We start from the raw sequence: 16,481 nt of genomic DNA on the forward strand, positions 1-16,481 counted from the left end.
CCAAGGAGAGAACCGATGAGCAGCACCCCTCCTGCTCCCAGATCCTGGTTGACCAATCAGTCAGTGCGCCGTTTGCGCGCCGGGGTGGCACTGGCGGCGGTGGCCGCGCTGACCGCCCTCGGCGCGCTCGCCTCCCCGGCCGCCGCCGACGGGACGCCCACCCCGGGCTCCTCCGCCGAGCGCAGCAAGACGAGCTTCGTCATCGGCGTGAAGCAGGACATCGACTCGCTCAACCCGTACGTGGGTGTCGTCGCGAGCGCCTTCGACGCCTACCAGCTGATGTACGACTACCTCACCGTCTCCGCCGCCGGCGACTTCTCCCCGGAGCCGTGGCTGGCCGAGAAGTGGGAGACCTCGGCGGACGGCAAGACCTGGACGTTCCACATTCGCCAGGGTGTGAAGTGGTCCGACGGCGTCGACCTGACCGCCAAGGACGTGGTCTACACGTTCCAGCGGGCCAAGGACGACGAGACGGCCAACGGCCAGTACGCCAGCTACGTCGACAACATCACGAAGATCAGCGCCACTGACGACCACACCGTGGTGATGGAGACCGAGAAGCCCAGCCCGATCATGCTGCGGCTCTCGGTGCCGATCGTCCCGGAGCACGTCTGGTCGAAGATCAGCGCCAAGGACGCAGCGACGTACGCCAACGACAAGGACGTTGTCGGCTCCGGGCCGTTCCAGCTGGTGGAGGCGAAGAAGGGCCAGTTCTACCGGTTCGCCGCCAACAAGCAGCACTTCGCGGGCGCACCCAAGATCGATGAGCTGATCTACACGGTGTTCGCCGACGACTCCGCGCTGTCCCAGGCCCTGAAGCAGGGCGAGATCGACATGGCTCAGGACCTGCCGGCGGCCATCGCCGACACGCTGGTGAACCTGCCGGGCATCACCGTCAACGACGCCAAGTACTACGGCTTCAACGAGATCGGCTACAACCTCGGCGCCGCGACCACCGAGGGCAAGGCGATCGGCGACGGCCACCCGGCGCTCAAGGACAAGCAGGTCCGGCTCGCCATCGACCACGCCATCGATCGCAAGACGCTGGTGTCGAAGGTGCTGGCCGGGCACGGCAGCCCTGCGACCGGGGTCATCCCGCCGATCTACGCCGACACGCACTGGAACCCGGGTTCGGCCGAGCGCGCGTTCGACCTGGCCAAGGCGAACTCGATCCTCGACGCGGCGGGCTACGCCAAGGGTGCCGACGGGATCCGGGCCAAGGACGGCAAGGCGCTGAAGTTCCGCCTCTTCGGCCGGGACAGCTCCGAGTATTCCAAGCAGAGCACCGAGTACGTGCGCTCCTGGCTCAAGGAGATCGGCATCGACGCGGTCGTGTCGATCATGAGCGAGGACAACCTCACCGCGGTGCTCGGCAAGGGCGAGTTCGACCTGTTCGAGTGGGGCTGGGTCGTCGAACCCGACCCCGACTTCCAGCTCTCCGTGATGACCTGCGACCAGCGGTCGACCGAGGAGGACGGCGAGATCGCCGCGGGCTGGTCGGACAGCTTCTACTGCAACGAGGCGTTCGACAAGCTGTACGCCGAGCAGCAGACGATGATCGACCCGAAGGCGCGCGCCGAGGTGATCAAGCAGGCCCAGCAGATCCTCTACGACGACGTCGCCTACTCGCTGACCTACTACTACAACCAGACCGAGGTGTACCGGTCGGACCGGTTCACCGGGTTCGTGCCGCAGCCGTCCCGCGGCGGCATCCTCGCCTTCCAGTACGGCACCCACAGCTACCGCAACATCGCCCCGGTCACCGCGCAGGCGGCCGACGTGAACTCCGGACCGGGCATGGTGCTCTACGTCGTCGGCGGCGTGGTGCTGCTGGTGGTCGTGGCCGGGGTGGTGCTGGTGCTGGTCCGGCGCAAGAGCGCGGACGACCGGGAATGACCGGCCCGTCCAGCGGGGCCGGCGCGGTGACGCGCCGGCCCTCCCGGCTCCCCTCCCCGATGTTCGTGCTGCGCAAGTGCGTCGCGGCGCTGCTGATGCTGGCCTTCGTCGTGGTGGTGAACTTCTTCCTGTTCCGGGTGCTGCCCGGTGACCCGGCCAAGGCGTTCGCCCCGCGCGGGCGCAACGCCGACCCGGAGGCGCTGCGCGAGCTGCGCGACCGGCTCGGCCTCAACGACCACTGGACCGTCGCCTTCGGCAAGTACGTCAAGAGCGTGCTCAGCGGCGACCTCGGCGTCTCGTTCAGCCAGCACGCCAAGGTCACCGACGTGATCGCGGAGCGGCTGTGGCCGACCGTGCTGCTGTCCGGCACGGCGCTGGTCATCGCGGCGGTGCTCGGGGTGTGGCTGGGCGCGCGGGCGGGCTGGCGGCAGGGCAGCCGCTTCGACAAGCTCAGCTCGAACGCCGCGGTCACCTTCTACTCGATGCCGGAGTGGCTGCTCGGCCTGGTGCTGCTGGTCTTCCTCAACCAGTACGGCATCTTCCCGACCCGGGGCATGAACGACCCCCGCTCGACCCTGCCCGCCTGGCTGGACGTGCTCTGGCACATGGTGTTGCCGGTGACCGTGCTCGCCGTCGTCTACGTCGCCGAGTACTCGCTGATCATGCGGTCGTCGATCCTGGACGAGCGCCGGGCCGACTACCTGACCACGGCACGGGCCAAGGGCCTGCGCGACGACCTGGTCATGCGCCGCCACGCGATGCCCAACGCGCTGCTGCCGTCGATGACCCTGTTCTTCCTGAGCATGGGCTTCGTGGTGGCGGGCGCGATCACGGTGGAGACCGTGTTCTCGTGGCCGGGCCTGGGACGGCTCACCTACGACGCGCTGCGCGGCCCGGACATCCCGCTGCTGCAGGGCCTGTTCCTGGTCTTCTCGGCAGGAGTGATCATCATGAACCTCGTCGCGGACCTGCTGATGCCGGTGCTCGACCCCCGGGTGCGTGCGGCATGAGCGCGCTCGCGGCGGCCGCCCCGCGGCGGCGTACCAGTGCCTGGCGGGCCTTCCTGCGCGACCGCGAGGGCCTGTCCGGGCTGATCGTGCTCACCCTGTTCGGGCTGGTGGCGATCTTCGCGTCGGTGCTGGCCGACCCGGCCGGGCTGGAGGTCACCAAGGCCGACGGCCCGCTCGCGGCCGCGCCGTCGTGGGACTACCCGCTCGGCACCGACCACGCAGGCCGTTCCGTGCTGACCATGGTCATCCACGGCAGTCAGGTGACGCTGCTGGTCGGCCTGGCCGCCACCGTCATCTCGATGCTGCTGGGCACCCTGATCGGCATCACGTCCGGGCACTTCCAGGGCCTGTTCGGCGGTGCGCTGAACAGGTTCACCGAATGGTTCCTGGTCATCCCGTACCTGCCGCTGGCCATCGTGCTGGCGACCGTGTTCCCGGCAGACGTGCCCAAGCTGATCGCCGTCATCATCGTGATCGGCGTGACCTCCTGGTCGGGCACGGCGCGGCTGGTCCGCGCGCAGACCCTGGCCATCGAGGCGCGCCCCTACCTGGAGCGGGCCAGGGCGCTGGGCGGCGGCCACTGGCACCAGATGACCCGGCACGTGCTGCCCAACGTGATGCCGCTGGTGCTGGCGAACACCACGCTGACCGTCTCCATCGCGATCATCGCCGAGACCACCCTGTCGTTCCTCGGCCTCGGCGACCCGCTGCGGGTCTCCTGGGGGCGCGTCCTCGATGAGGCGTACGCCCTGGGCGCGATCGACCGCGGCGCCTGGTGGTGGGTGCTCGGCCCCGGCGTCGCCGTGGTGCTCGTCGTCCGCGCGTTCAACATGTGCGGCCGCGCCCTGGAACGCATCCTCGACCCGCGGTTGGAGGGCAGGTCATGACCGGCGAGCAGCGAGACCCGCACACAGGCACGGGCGCGGCGAGGATTCCGCACCCGCGGACCGGAGGCGCGGCCGGCCTGCTGGAGATCAGGGATCTGCGGGTGTCCTACCGCGACCGGGGGGTGCCGCTGCCCGCCGTGCGCGGAGTGGACCTCGTCCTGGGGGCGGGGGAGACGCTCGGCCTCGCCGGGGAGTCCGGGTGCGGCAAGTCGACGCTGGCGAGCGCGCTGCTCCGGCTGCTGCCCGGCAACGCCGAGGTGTCCGGCGAGATCCTGCTCAACGGCAGCGACGTCATGAAGATGAGCTGGGGACAGCTGCGCGCGGTGCGCTGGAACGAGGCGTCGATCGTGTTCCAGGGCGCGATGCACGCGCTCAACCCGGTGCGCAGCATCGGCCGCCAGATCGCCGAGGCGATCCTGCTGCACGCCCCGAAGTCGTCGTCGGCCGCCGCCCGCAAGCAGGTCGGCGAGCTGCTGGAGCAGGTCGGCGTGCCCGCGTGGCGGGCCGAGTCGTACCCGCACGAGCTGTCCGGCGGGCAGAAGCAGCGCGTCATGATCGCCATGGCGCTGGCCTGCTCGCCCCAGCTGATCATCGCGGACGAGCCCACCACCGCGCTCGACGTCATGGTGCAGGCCCAGGTGCTCACCCTGCTCAAGCAGCTGGTCCAGGAGCGGGGCGTCGGCCTGATCCTGATCAGCCACGACCTGTCGGTGCTCGCGTCCACCTGCGACCGCGTCGCGGTGATGTACGCGGGCCGGGTCGTCGAGCACGGACCGGGGCACCGGCTGTTCGCCGACGCCGCCCACCCGTACGCCCAGGCGCTGGCCGCGGCGTTCCCGGTGATCGGCGACATGGCCTCCCGCCGTGCGCCGCGCGGCCTGCCCGGCGACCCGCCGGACCCGCGCGAGCTGGGCGGGGGCTGCGCGTTCGCGCCGCGCTGCCCGGTCGCGCTGGCCGAGTGCGTGGAGTACGACATCCGGCTGCGCACGGTCGACACCGCGCGCAGCGCCGCCTGTGTGCACGTGGGGGTAAAGGCATGAGCGTCCGTGTTGCCGCCGACGAGTGCGGCGAGGAGAAGGCATGAGCGAGCGTGGTGACGCGGGCGTCTCCCTGCATCCGGTGATCGAGGCGCGGAACCTGCGTGTCGGGTTCGGCGGCCGCGGCAAGGGCGTCCCGCCCGTGCGCGCGGTCGACGGGGTCGAGCTGTCCGTCGACCGGGGGCAGATCGTCGCGCTGGCCGGCGAGTCGGGCAGCGGCAAGACGACGCTGGCCCGCACCCTGCTGGGACTGCAGCGGCCGTACGAGGGCCAGGTGCTGCACCACGGCAAGCCGCTGGACTACAGCGGCCGGGGCCTGAAGGCGCTGCGCCGCAAGGTGCAGCTCGTGCTGCAGGACCCGACCGGCGCGCTCAACCCGCGCCGCACCGTGTACGAGGCCGTCGCCGAGGGGCTGCGCATCCACAAGGTGCCCGGTGACGAGCGTGAGCTGGTCGCCAAGGCGCTGTCGCAGGCCGGGCTGCGGCCCGCGGAGCGCTTCTTCGGGCGTTATCCCCACGAGCTGTCCGGCGGGCAGCGCCAGCGCGTCGTCATCGCGGGCGCGCTGGTGCTGGAACCCGAGCTGATCATCGCGGACGAGCCGGTGGCGTCCCTGGACGCGTCGGTGCGCGGCGAGATCCTCGCGCTGCTGCTGTCGCTGCGCGACGAGCTCGGCCTGTCCGTGCTGGTCGTCACGCACGACCTCGGGCTCGCCTGGAACATCGCCGATCGGCTCGCGGTGATGTACCTCGGCCGCATCGTCGAGGTCGGCCGGACCGAGCAGGTGCTCGCCGCGCCGAAGCACCCGTACACCGCGGCGCTGCTGTCGGTGCTGCCGGAGGCGACGGGGCGTACGCCCGTGATCCTGTCCGGCGAATCGCCGGACCCGTCGCGGATCCCGGCCGGGTGCCGGTTCCACCCGCGCTGCCCGGCGCTGGCCGGCGGCCTGGCGGCGCGGGCCGGCATCGCCGCCCGGTGCGTCGGCGAGAGCCTGCCGGTGCTGCCGCTGCACGGCCCGCACGCCGCCGCCTGCCTGCTGTCCGGTCACATCGGCGACGGCATCGCCGGCGCTGCCGGCGGCTCGCCGACCGGGCTGCTCTCCGTCTGACCCCGTCGGCCCGGGTCCGTCCCGGGCAGACCTGCCCTGCATCCCGGCGGTCTGGTGGTCGCCCCGGCGGCCACAGACCGTCGGGCCCGGGCCGGGCCCGGAGCCGGCGGATGTGCCGGGTCATCGGCTGCGGTGACACGGCCGGGCGGTGGGCGCGGAAATCGCGCGACGTCACCGCCGCCGCTGCCATATCGTCGCCCTTTCGGCGAGGTCGGAGGGACAGCGTGGACGGGTATCAGGTGCGTTCCCCGCGAGACGGCGAGTGGCCGCTGCTGGAGGCGCTGGAGGCCGCGGCCGACCGGGTCTTCGAGCCGATCGGGTTCGGCCCGCTGCCGCCGCCCGCACCGGCCGCCTCCTATGCCGCCGCGGACTGCGTGCTGGTCGTGGCGATCCGCCGGTGGGGCTGGCCCGGCTCGGGCTGGTCGACGGGACGGCATACCTGGCGCAGCTGTCCGTGCACCCCGACCACAGCGGGCAGGGCGTCGGCAGCGCGCTGCTGGCGGCGGCGTGCACGTGGGCGGCGGCCGCGGGCCATCGCGAACTCACCCTGACCACGTACACCGAGGTTCCGTGGAACGGCCCGTTCTACGCCCGCCGCGGCTTCCGGCCGATCTCCGACCTCGGCCCGCAGATGCGCGCGCTGCGCCTGCGTGAGGCCGAGATGGGCCTGGACGCGCTGGGCCCGCGGGTAGCGATGACCAGGGCACTGTGAGCCGGGAAGCGCTCGCGCTCATCGATGTCGACGGGGTGCTCAACCCGCACGGCTCGGCTGCCTGCCCGCCCGGTTACACCGAGCACGAACTGTTTCCCGGTGAGCTGGTCCGGGTTCGGCCCGAGCACGGGCGGATGCTGCTGCGGCTGGCCGACCGGTACACCCTGGTCTGGGCGACGTACTGGGAGGACGAGGCGAACCGGCTGCTCGCACCACTGCTGGGGCTGCCGCGGCTGCCGGTGATCCCGTGCGCGGGGCCGCCCGGCAGCCAGCAGGACAAACTGGTCGGGATCGCGCCCTGGGTCACCGACCGGGCCGTGGTGTGGTTCGACGACCTGCACAGCACGGCCGCCCACGAGTGGGCCGCGAGCAGGGGCGCGCCGACCCGGCTGATCCACGTCGACCCTGTCGGCGGACTGGCCGACGTCCACATCGATCAGGCGCTGCGGCCATGACGCGCCGCCGGGCCGCAGGCTGAGTGCGTCGGGCCGGTCAGATGGCCAACGCGGCCAGGACGAAGAGCCCGGCGATCGCGGCCACCGGGGCACCCGCCAGCCAGCCGATGGCGAGTCCGACGCCGCCGGCGCCATCGCGGCGTACGGTCCTGGCGATGCCCAGGGCGACGACGAAGGCGGCGAGCAGTAACTGGGCGGCGACGCCGCCGATGGCGAAGACCGGGCCCGGGTCGTCGGTCAGGATCGCCGGGAGCAGCGGCAGTGCCACAGCCAGGCCGTGCCCGGCCAGCGCGGTCCAGATGCCGGAGCGCACGCGCCGCGCGCGCCGCGGGCGGCGTTCGTCGGCGGGCGGCACGGGTACGGCGCCACGGCCGGCATCCCGCATGCCGGCCTGAGTGACGCGGCTTCTGGAGGCCGATGCGACGGGCGGCCCGGCTGCGAGCAGGGGAGCCCGGTAGGGGTTGGGGGTCACCTCTTCATTGCACCAACCCGGTGGCCGTACGGCCCCTCGCTGCACGAGGTCTTCACAGCATCCACACGGCCTGCTCCACCGGCGGCGGGCGTGAAGAAGGGCACCTTCCACAACGCGGAGCGTCAAGAAGGTGCCCTTCCCTCGGGTCAGGAGAGTTCGGCGAGGACGAGCTCGGCGATCTGGACGGCGTTGAGGGCGGCGCCCTTGCGGAGGTTGTCGCTGGAGCAGAACAGGGCCAGACCGTTAGGGGCGGTCTCGTCGCGGCGGATGCGGCCGACGTAGGTCGGGTCCTGGCCGGCGGCCTGCAGCGGGGTGGGCACCTCGGCCAGGACCACGCCGGGGGCGTGCGCGAGCAGCTCGCGGGCGCGCTCGGGGCTGATCGGGTTCGCGAAGCGGGCGTTGAGCTGCAGCGAGTGTCCGGTGAAGACGGGCACCCGGACGCAGGTGCCGGAGACCGGCAGGCCCGGGATGTCGAGGATCTTGCGGGTCTCGTTGCGGAGCTTCTGCTCCTCGTCGGTCTCGTCGGAGCCGTCGTCGACGATCGAGCCGGCGAGCGGGAGCACGTTGAAGGCGATCGGGTGCGCGTACACCTTCGGCTCCGGGTAGTCGACCGCGCGGCCGTCGTGGGCGAGCGCACGTGCCTCGCCGACCACGGCGGTGGCCTGCTCGTGCAGCTCGTCGACACCGGTCAGGCCGGTGCCGGAGACCGCCTGGTAGGTGCTGGCGATCAGGCCGGTCAGCGTCGCCTCGTCGTGCAGCGGGCGCAGCACCGGCATCGCGGCCATGGTGGTGCAGTTGGGGTTGGCGATGATGCCCTTGGGGCGCAGCTTGGCCGCCTGCGGGTTGACCTCGGCGACGACCAGTGGCACGTCGGGGTCCAGCCGCCAGCCGGAGGAGTTGTCGATGACGACCGCGCCGGCCGCGGCGACCTTCGGCGCGAGCGCCAGCGAGGTGGTCTTGCCAGCGGAGAACAGCACGATGTCGAGCCCCGTGTAGTCGGCGGTGGCCGCGTCCTCGACGGTGATCTCGCCGTCGGCCCAGGGCAGGGTGCGCCCGGCGGACCGGGACGAGGCGAACAGCCGCAGCTCGCCGACGGGGAACTTGCGCTCCGCGAGCACCCGGCGCATGACGCCGCCGACCTGGCCCGTGGCTCCGACAATGCCGATTCTCATACGCACAGGTTACTCAATCGGTTGATCTACCAGGCCCGCCGTCCCGTCATCCGGGCTGTGTCGGCCCGTGACGAGCGGCACGTCAGCGGGGGTTCGCGCCCGGCCGCGGGTGGTCGCGGCCGGGCGCGAGATCAGCCGCGGCCCATGGTCACACCGACGGCGCCGACGACCACGCCGAGCGCGGCGATCAGCCGCCGCCACATGTCGCGCTCGCCGAGCATCCGCGCCCCCAGGAACACCACCAGCAGCACGCTGACCTCGCGCAGCGGGGCGACCACGGTCACCGGGGCCATCGTCATCGCGGTCAGGGCCAGCATGTACGCCCCGGGTGAGCAGACCGCGGTGCCGAACACCTCGCGGCGGTGCTCCCGCCACACCTGCTTCGCCCGCGCCCGGTTCCTGATCAGCCACGGTGCAAGCAGCAGCGCCCGGCCGGTGTCACCGCCCCAGTTGACCAGGATCGGCGACAGCGCGGCGACCGCGACCGCGTTGCGGTCCCAGAGGGTGTACGCGGCGATGAACACGCCCGTCGCGAGCGCGTACAGGATGGGGGCCGTGCGTTTGAGGGCGTCGGGGGAGGGCTTGCCGATCAGGGCGACGCTGACCGACAGGGCGAGGGTGCCGGCCCAGCCGAGCAGGCCGGGATCCTCGTCGAAGAACGGCACCGCGACGGCGCAGATCAGCACCGGGCCCAGCCCGCGGGCGACGGGGTAGACGACCGACAGGTCGCCGACCGCGTAGCCGCGTTGCAGCAGCAGGTAGTAGCCGGTGTGCAGCAGCGCCGCGCCGCCGAGCAGCACCAGGCTGCCCCAGCCGAGCGCGTCCCAGCCGGTGACCAGCGCCCAGATGCCGAACGGGGCCCAGATCAGCGCGGCGACCACCGACCAGACGGCGACGAAGGCCGTGCCCGCGACCGCGGCCCGCTTGGACAGCAGGTTCCAGGTCGCGTGGCACAGCACCGAAGCGGCGACCAGCGCGAAGGCCGTGAGCGACACGTCAGGCCGTCACGGCGGACTCGACGGCGGGCGCGGCCCCGGCGGCCGGGCGGTCCGACGCGGCTTCGGCGGCGGCGTCCCGGTCGGCGGCCGGTCGGTTGCTCGACCGCTCGGGCACCAGCGAGGTCCCGGCGAGGTGGCTCTCGCCGATGAGCGGCTGCCCCAGCACGGCGAGCACGGTCGGGGCGACCGAGACGTGGCTGACGCCGGCGGGCGGCGTCGCGCCGATGCCCGCGCCGCAGGCGGCCAGCCAGGCGGTCCGCTCCCAGCGGCTGCGGCCGCCGTGGCCGCCCTCGTCGCGGTGCCCGTGGTCGGTGACGACGAGCACCGTCCAGCTCTCCTGCGCATACCGGGGGCGGCTGCGCACCGCGTCGAGGACCTGGCCGAGGCGCCGGTCGGCGCGCTCGATCGCCGCCGTGTACTCCGGCCCCGTGCCCAGCTCGTGCGCGACCTCGTCGGGCTCGCCGAGGTAGACGAACGAGGCGTGGAACGCGCCCCCGCCCAAGGCGTGTGCCGCTGCGTCGGCGACGTGCTGGTCGGCGACGTCGTGGCCGAGCGTGTGCCCGTCGGCGAAGGTGAGCAGGCTGGGCGAGGTGAACATCGGGCCGCCGCACGCCGTGGTGACCAGCGGCGCCCAGCTCGCGCCGACGAACGTGGTGAAGCCGCGGCGCTTGGCCGTGGTGAACACGTCCGGGAACGCGTCGAGGCGGTGGCCGGAGAACACGTTGCCGTAGATGCCGTGTACCCGCGGCCACAGCCCGGTCGCCACCGACGCCCAGGTCGGCCCGGACAGGGTGGGCGCGTCGGTGCTCAGCTCGAACTCGGCCAGCCACCCCTCGCGCTCGATCGCGTCCAGGTGCGGCGTGTGGGCGGCGCGGGCGGTGTCCAGCCGGACCCCGTCGATGCCGACGACCAGGATGTGTGCGGTCATGCCTTCTCCTCGCTGCGCTCGTCGGCGGCATCCTGACCGCTCGTGATTCGCTCGCTGCGCTCGCTCATGCCTTCTCCTCGCTGCGCTCGCTCATGCGGGCTCTCCAGCGGTGTTCATGCGGTGCGCAGCCAGACGGCGCTGTTCGGGGCGATCTTCAGGTCCTCCAGCGGATCGCTGGTGAGCAGCAGGTACTCGTAGGGCGGCAGATCTGCGGGCGTGTCGCCGAGGTTGACCAGGCAGGCGAAGCCGTCGCCGCGCTGGAAGTGCAGCACGCCGTCGGGGGCGGGCAGCCACTGCAGCGGGCCGTCGCCGAGGTCCGGTTCGGTGCGGCGCACGTGCAGGGCGCGGCGGTACAGCTCCAGCATGGAGCGCCGGTCGCCGGTCTGCGCGGCGGCCGACAGCGCGGCCCAGCTCGGCGGCTGCGGCAGCCACGGGTCGGCGACCGCCCGGTCGGGGCTGAAGCCGTACGGCTTCGTCTCGCCCGACCAGGGCAGCGGCACCCGGCAGCCGTCGCGGCCCCGGTCGGTGAACCCGGACCGCAGCCAGCGCGGGTCCTGCAGCAGCTCGTCCGGGATGTCCTCGACCTCGGGCAACCCCAGCTCCTCGCCCTGGTAGACGTAGGCGGAGCCGGGCAGGGCCAGGGTGAGCAGCGCGGCGGCGCGGGCACGGCGGGTGCCGAGCACGAGGTCGCTGGGCTCGACGTGCTTGGCATCGTCGAACGAGTGCGCGGTGTGCGCCCGGCCGTAGCGGGTGGCGTGCCGGACCACGTCGTGGTTGGACAGCACCCAGGTCGCGGGCGCGCCGACCATGGCGTGGGTGGCCAGCGTCGTGTCGATGACGTCGCGGAACGCGGCGGCGTCCCACGGGCAGGACAGGAACGGGAAGTTGAAGCCGGTGTGCAGCTCGTCCGGGCGCAGGTAGCGGGTGAACCGGTCGGGGTCGTCGTCCCACAGCTCACCGACGAACACCCCGCGCTGCGGGTACGAGTCGGCGATCTTGCGCCAGTCGCGGTAGATCTCGTGCACGCCCTCCTGGTCGCGCCAGGGCCGGATCACGTCCGGGCGCAGCGTCGCCAGGTCGGGCAGGGCCGGGTCCTTGACCAGGTGGTCGGCGACGTCGATGCGGAACCCGTCGACACCGCGGTCGAGCCAGAAGCGCAGCGTGGTCTGGAAGTCCTCGCGCACGGCCGGGTGGTCCCAGTTCCAGTCGGGCTGCTCGGGGGCGAACATGTGCAGGTACCACTCGCCGTCGGGGACCCGGGTCCAGGCCGGGCCGCCGAAGTGTGAGCCCCAGTCGGTGGGCGGCAGCTCGCCGTGCTCGCCCTGGCCGGGCCGGAACCAGAACAGCTCCCGCTCGGGTGAGCCGGGGCCCGCCGCCAGCGCGGCCTGGAAGCGCGGGTGCCGGTCGGAGCAGTGGTTGGGCACGATGTCGACGATCACGCGCAGCCGGTGCTGGTGTGCCTCGGTGATGAGCAGCTCGGCCTCGGCCAGGGTGCCGAAGACCGGGTCGATGTCGCGGTAGTCGGCCACGTCGTAGCCGGCGTCGGCCATCGGGGAGACGTACCAGGGGCTCAGCCAGATCGCGTCGACGCCGAGGTCACGCAGGTAGGGCAGGCGTTCGCGCAGGCCGGCGATGTCGCCGAGGCCGTCGCCGTTCCCGTCGGCGAAGCTGCGCGGGTACACCTGGTAGATGACGGCGTCACGCCACCATGGGTGTTCGTGTCGTGAGGACATGTCCGGCTCCGTGGGGGAGTGGGGTGGGGTAGTCCGATAGTAACAAGATGGAAAACGCTTTCCATCGCGGCCGCCCACCCTACCGGGGCACTTCACTCACGGTCAACGGCCCGACCGCGCCCTTGATCGCTCGACTTGCCTGGCACCTGTGCGTATCTTGGGCCGCGTTTCCCCCAGGTGCCAGGCAAGTCGAGCGATCTTGGCGGCTACGAGTGCAGGGCGAGCAGGGCGGCGACGCGGTCGATGGGCAGGCCCTCCGAGGAGTTGCCGTTGCGGCCGGTCACGGTGGGGGCGTTGAGGAGGCTGTTGAGCACGCTCTCCTCGGTCGCCTCGACCACCGCGGCGAAGAACGGGTCCAGCTGGCGGCCCTGCAGCGGGGCGACCGGCGAGACAGCGCCGCGCGGGGCGCGCAGTCCGGTGGCCAGGGCCAGGAAGATCTCGCCGCTGGCGTGGTGCGCGGTCGAGCCGGTGCGGGCCAGGCCCAGCCCGGCCCGGCGGGCCAGCCGCTGGCAGCCGGCGGGGTCGATCGGCGCGTCGGTGATCACGACGACGATGCAGGAGCCCGCCGGGGGCGCGGTCGGCGCGGGCGCGGGTGGCAGCAGCTGTCCCACCGGGACGCCGGCCACCGTCAGTCGACCGCGCTCGCCGAAGTTCGTCATGACCAGCACGCCGACGGTATGCCCGGACGGCACCACCCGCGACGCGGTGCCGATGCCGCCCTTGAAGCCCAGGCAGCTCATGCCCGTGCCGGAACCGACGGCGCCCTCGGCGGGCGGCGCGGTGGGCCGTCCGGCCGCGCGGTCGGCCGCGGCGGTGGCCGCGCTCGCCCGTGCGGCGGTCAGCGCGGCGGCCACGTCCTCGCGGGTCACCTGCATGCGGCGGGACTCGGACAGGAAGCTGTCGTCGCACTCGGCCACCACCGGGATGACCACGTCGTCGTCGCCGATGCCCGGCTCGGCCTCCATCAGCAGTTCGCATGCGGCGTCGTAGACCCGGCCCAGCTGCATCGTCGAGGTCAGGAAGATGGGCGTCTCGGCCAGGCCCCACTCCTGCGCGGACATGAAGCCGGTGCACTCGCCCGCACCGTTGAGGATCGCGCCGCCCGCGGGGATCGGCTCGCGGAACGCGTTGCCGCCCGGGTCGACGACGGTGACGCCGGTGCGGGCGACGCCGCGGCCGACCGGCGGCGGGTCCTCGTCGCGCCACACGGTGGCGTGCCCGACGCCCACGCCGGGCACGTCGAGGATGGAGCGGCTGGGGCCGCTGGGCAGCTCACCGATGGTGATGCCGAGGTCGGTCACACGAGGCATGGGCGCAGCCTAACTGAGTCTCGACTCAGTAACGATCCCTGCCGCCCGGCCGCCTGTGCTGGCATCATGCCGGGATGGCGAAGCTGGACCTGCCCGTGGTGTGGAGCGACGACGTGCTGCGGCACGTGCCGAAAGCCGAGATCTGGATCGGCGTGCCCACGCCCGGCACCGAACTGCCCGAGCGGGCCACCGTGCTGCGCTCGGCGCTGGTACGGGCCGGAGCCCGCCTGGTCGAGGCCCGCCCGCTGGGCGACGAGCTGCTCGCCGAGGCGCACACGCCCGAGCTGCTGGCGCACCTGGAGGGCGTGTACGGCCAGTGGGTCGACGGCGGCTACCTGGAGTACCAGGACCGGGTGGTGCCGTACGTGTTCCCGACCGAGGCGATGCTCGAAGGGCTGCCGATGCGCCGGCCCACGGCCACGCACGCGCGGGCGGGGCAGTTCTGCTACGACACGATGACCCTGGTCGGGCCGGGCACCTGGCCCGCGGCACGGGCGGCCGCACACGCCGCCGCGACCGCGGCCGACCTGGTCGCCGCGGGGGAGCGGGCGGCGTACGCCATCTGCCGGCCGCCCGGCCACCACGCGACCCGCAGCGGCTTCGGCGGCTCCTGCTACCTCAACAACGCCGCGGTCGCGGTGCTCGCGCTGCAGCGCGCGGGGGTGGCCCGGGTCGCGGTGGTCGATGTGGACGCCCACCACGGCAACGGCACGCAGTCGATCTTCTACGACCGCGCCGACGTGCTCTACACCTCGGTGCACGTTGACCCCGGCGAGGGCTGGTTTCCGCACTACGCGGGCTTCGCCGACGAGACGGGCACCGGCGTGGGCGAGGGGGCGAACCGCAACGTGCCCCTGGCGCCGGGCACCGGCGACGAGGGCTGGCTCGCGGGCGTGCGGCAGCTGGTCGAGTTCATCGGCGACCGCGCCGACGCGGTGGTGCTCTCGCTGGGCGTCGACGCGGCCAAGGACGACCCGGAGAGCCCGCTGCAAGTGAGCGAGGACGGCTACGGCCGCACCGGTGAACTGGTCCGTGAGCTGGGCCTGCCCGTCGTCGCGGTGCACGAGGGCGGCTACCACCTGCCGACGCTCGGCCCGCTGACGGTCGCCACCCTGGCGGGGATCACCGGAACCCGCTAACCTCAACGGCGGTAAGCGCTTTCCGCATCATCTCCGCGGCGGGCATGGCAGCAGAGGCGGCGGGTCGCGTGGAGTTCATGGTGGCGGGTCGGGTGGTGGCCGAGTACCGCTCGGGGGCGGAGGTCGCACCGACGCTGGGGCCGCGGCCCTACCTGCATCCGATCCGGACTCTCGCGGGCACGCTCGTCACGGATGCGATGCCCGACGACCACCGCTGGCACCTGGGGCTGTCGCTGGCCGTGCAGGACGTCAACCGGAACAACCTGTGGGGCGGCCGGACCTACGTGCGGGACCAGGGCTACACCTGGCTCGACGACCACGGGTCGATCACCGGTGAGGGGTTCGACGAGGTGGGCTCGGGCGGGTTCGCGCAGCGGCTGGCATGGCGGGACGCGGACGGAAAGGTGCTGCTGGCGGAGCGGCGCTCGATGACGGCGACGTACCTCGACGAGCGGTCGTGGATGCTCGAACTGGGATGGTGGCTGACCGCGACGCAGGCCGTCGTGCTGGGCAGTCCGGCGACCAACGGGCGGCCGGGCGGGGCGGGGTACGGCGGGTGCTTCTGGCGGATCGCGCCGGGGGCGAACCTCGCCCTGACCGCGGGCGAGCTGGCCGGCGAGGAGCAGGTCAACGGGAGCGCGGAGGCCGAGCTGGTCTGGCGGGGCGAGTCGGGCGGCGCGGCGTACACCCTGCGGTTCTCGGGGCTGGGCAGCGGCGACCGGTGGTTCGTGCGCACCAGCGAAGGATCGACCGGTTATCCGGGAGTCTGCGCCGCATGGGCCTACGAGCATCCGCGGCTGATCGAGGCGCACGAGACCTGGCACGGCAGGCTGCGCGTGGTGATCAGCGACTGAACCGCGGCACGGTGCCGGTCAGGCCAGGTCGGACGGGTCCAGGCCGACCTCGCGGGCGGCGACCATGCGCATCCAGTCGAAGGCCTGCTTGCGGGAGATCGCCTTCTCGTGGACGGTGAGCTGCACCGCGAGCCCGTCGATGATGGCGTTGATGCGCCACGCCGCCCCGGCCGGGTCGTCGCAGGTGAACGAGCCGTCGGCGACCCCGTTGGCGATGACCTCGGTGAGGCCCTCCTTCCAGCGCAGGTCCATGCGGCGCGAGACCTTCTCCAGCTCCGGCGTGCGCAGCGCCTCCGACCAGCCGTCGATCCACATCATCCACGACTTGGACCGGCCGGTCGGGGCGAGCAGTTTCACCAGCTTCTTCAGCTTCTCGACGGACGACGCGTTGGAGTCGATCACCGCGTGCAGCCGGGCCATGTCCTGCTCGGCGGCGTACGCGAACGCCTGCGCCAGCAGCGCGTCCTTGCTCGTGAAGTGGTAGAAGACCAGGGCCTGGCTGACCCCGGCCGCCTTGGCGACATCGGCGGTGCGGGTGTTGGCGAAGCCGCGCTCGACGATCACGTCCACTGCGGTGCGCAGCAGCGAGTCCAAGCGCACTTCAGCAGTTCGTCGAGCCACCGCTGAACCCTAACCCACCCCCGCCCGCGCCCCACCATCCACCAACTCCCCGACCAACCCCGGCGCCGGGGCGCGAGATCGCCCGACTTGCCTGGCAGACGGGCGAATGCGCCGCCAAGATACGCACAGGTGCCAGGCAAGTCGGACGATCA

General features: G+C 72.7%; 16 protein-coding genes. 9 read left to right on the forward strand and 7 right to left on the reverse strand.

The features are described 5' to 3' along the window. The first annotated feature begins 63 nt into the window (after positions 1 to 63). The 7 genes from HAV39_RS03465 (at position 64) to HAV39_RS03495 (ending at position 7,102) form a co-directional block, all read left to right on the forward strand. Positions 64 to 1,896, forward strand: a complete 1,833-nt coding sequence (locus HAV39_RS03465; RefSeq protein ID WP_191837699.1) for an ABC transporter substrate-binding protein — start codon at positions 64 to 66, stop codon at positions 1,894 to 1,896. Next, on the forward strand, positions 1,893 to 2,906 hold the full coding sequence (locus HAV39_RS03470) for an ABC transporter permease (protein ID WP_203736137.1): 1,014 nt from the start codon (positions 1,893 to 1,895) through the stop codon (positions 2,904 to 2,906). Before HAV39_RS03465 ends, HAV39_RS03470 begins: the two co-directional genes overlap by 4 nt. Next, positions 2,903 to 3,793, forward strand: a complete 891-nt coding sequence (locus HAV39_RS03475; RefSeq protein ID WP_191837700.1) for an ABC transporter permease — start codon at positions 2,903 to 2,905, stop codon at positions 3,791 to 3,793. Before HAV39_RS03470 ends, HAV39_RS03475 begins: the two co-directional genes overlap by 4 nt. Next, a complete protein-coding gene (locus HAV39_RS03480; protein WP_191837701.1) occupies positions 3,790 to 4,833 on the forward strand; it encodes an ABC transporter ATP-binding protein in 1,044 nt (347 codons plus the stop codon). Before HAV39_RS03475 ends, HAV39_RS03480 begins: the two co-directional genes overlap by 4 nt. Before the next feature lie 40 nt (positions 4,834 to 4,873). Continuing rightward, the gene (locus HAV39_RS03485; protein WP_191837702.1) at positions 4,874 to 5,935 is read left to right on the forward strand and encodes an ABC transporter ATP-binding protein; all 1,062 of its coding nucleotides are present in this window, start codon (positions 4,874 to 4,876) and stop codon (positions 5,933 to 5,935) included. Between the two features lie 397 nt (positions 5,936 to 6,332). Further along, positions 6,333 to 6,647, forward strand: a complete 315-nt coding sequence (locus HAV39_RS03490; protein ID WP_239120368.1) for a GNAT family N-acetyltransferase — start codon at positions 6,333 to 6,335, stop codon at positions 6,645 to 6,647. Then, positions 6,644 to 7,102, forward strand: a complete 459-nt coding sequence (locus tag HAV39_RS03495) for an HAD domain-containing protein (RefSeq protein ID WP_191837703.1) — start codon at positions 6,644 to 6,646, stop codon at positions 7,100 to 7,102. Before HAV39_RS03490 ends, HAV39_RS03495 begins: the two co-directional genes overlap by 4 nt. A 37-nt stretch (positions 7,103 to 7,139) precedes the next feature. On the opposite strand, the gene HAV39_RS03500 is transcribed toward HAV39_RS03495, so the two are convergent. The 6 genes from HAV39_RS03500 to HAV39_RS03525 all read right to left on the reverse strand — a co-directional run bounded on the left by HAV39_RS03500 (position 7,140) and on the right by HAV39_RS03525 (position 13,715). Continuing rightward, positions 7,140 to 7,487: a hypothetical protein gene (locus HAV39_RS03500; RefSeq protein WP_191837704.1), complete on the reverse strand. Its 348-nt coding sequence runs from the start codon at positions 7,485 to 7,487 to the stop codon at positions 7,140 to 7,142. Positions 7,488 to 7,720: 233 nt separating this feature from the next. Continuing rightward, complete coding sequence (locus HAV39_RS03505) at positions 7,721 to 8,746, reverse strand: aspartate-semialdehyde dehydrogenase (protein ID WP_191837705.1); 1,026 nt, start codon at positions 8,744 to 8,746, stop codon at positions 7,721 to 7,723. Positions 8,747 to 8,877: 131 nt separating this feature from the next. Further along, on the reverse strand, positions 8,878 to 9,741 hold the full coding sequence (locus HAV39_RS03510; RefSeq protein WP_191837706.1) for a DMT family transporter: 864 nt from the start codon (positions 9,739 to 9,741) through the stop codon (positions 8,878 to 8,880). Position 9,742: 1 nt separating this feature from the next. Then, positions 9,743 to 10,672 (reverse strand): alkaline phosphatase family protein, encoded by a 930-nt coding sequence (locus HAV39_RS03515; protein WP_191837707.1) that lies wholly within the window; start codon positions 10,670 to 10,672, stop codon positions 9,743 to 9,745. Between the two features lie 113 nt (positions 10,673 to 10,785). Further along, on the reverse strand, positions 10,786 to 12,405 hold the full coding sequence (locus tag HAV39_RS03520; RefSeq protein WP_191837708.1) for a glycoside hydrolase family 13 protein: 1,620 nt from the start codon (positions 12,403 to 12,405) through the stop codon (positions 10,786 to 10,788). A gap of 206 nt (positions 12,406 to 12,611) precedes the next feature. Next, positions 12,612 to 13,715: a P1 family peptidase gene (locus HAV39_RS03525; RefSeq protein ID WP_191837709.1), complete on the reverse strand. Its 1,104-nt coding sequence runs from the start codon at positions 13,713 to 13,715 to the stop codon at positions 12,612 to 12,614. Between the two features lie 74 nt (positions 13,716 to 13,789). Here HAV39_RS03525 and HAV39_RS03530 point away from each other — a divergent pair, with 74 nt between their 5' ends. Both HAV39_RS03530 and HAV39_RS03535 read left to right on the forward strand, forming a co-directional pair. Next, entirely contained in the window at positions 13,790 to 14,854 is a 1,065-nt protein-coding gene (locus HAV39_RS03530; RefSeq protein ID WP_191837710.1) for an arginase family protein, read from the forward strand. Positions 14,855 to 14,898: 44 nt separating this feature from the next. After that, on the forward strand, positions 14,899 to 15,708 hold the full coding sequence (locus HAV39_RS03535) for a DUF6807 domain-containing protein (RefSeq protein ID WP_239120367.1): 810 nt from the start codon (positions 14,899 to 14,901) through the stop codon (positions 15,706 to 15,708). Positions 15,709 to 15,726: 18 nt separating this feature from the next. Here the strand turns inward: HAV39_RS03535 and HAV39_RS03540 are convergent, their stop codons facing one another. Next, entirely contained in the window at positions 15,727 to 16,329 is a 603-nt protein-coding gene (locus HAV39_RS03540; RefSeq protein WP_120318766.1) for a TetR/AcrR family transcriptional regulator, read from the reverse strand. Between the last annotated feature and the right edge of the window lie 152 nt (positions 16,330 to 16,481).

Origin of the sequence: Catellatospora chokoriensis (genome assembly GCF_011297315.1) — a bacterium.
In the GTDB taxonomy this organism is placed as follows: Bacteria; Actinomycetota; Actinomycetes; order Mycobacteriales; family Micromonosporaceae; genus Catellatospora; species Catellatospora citrea.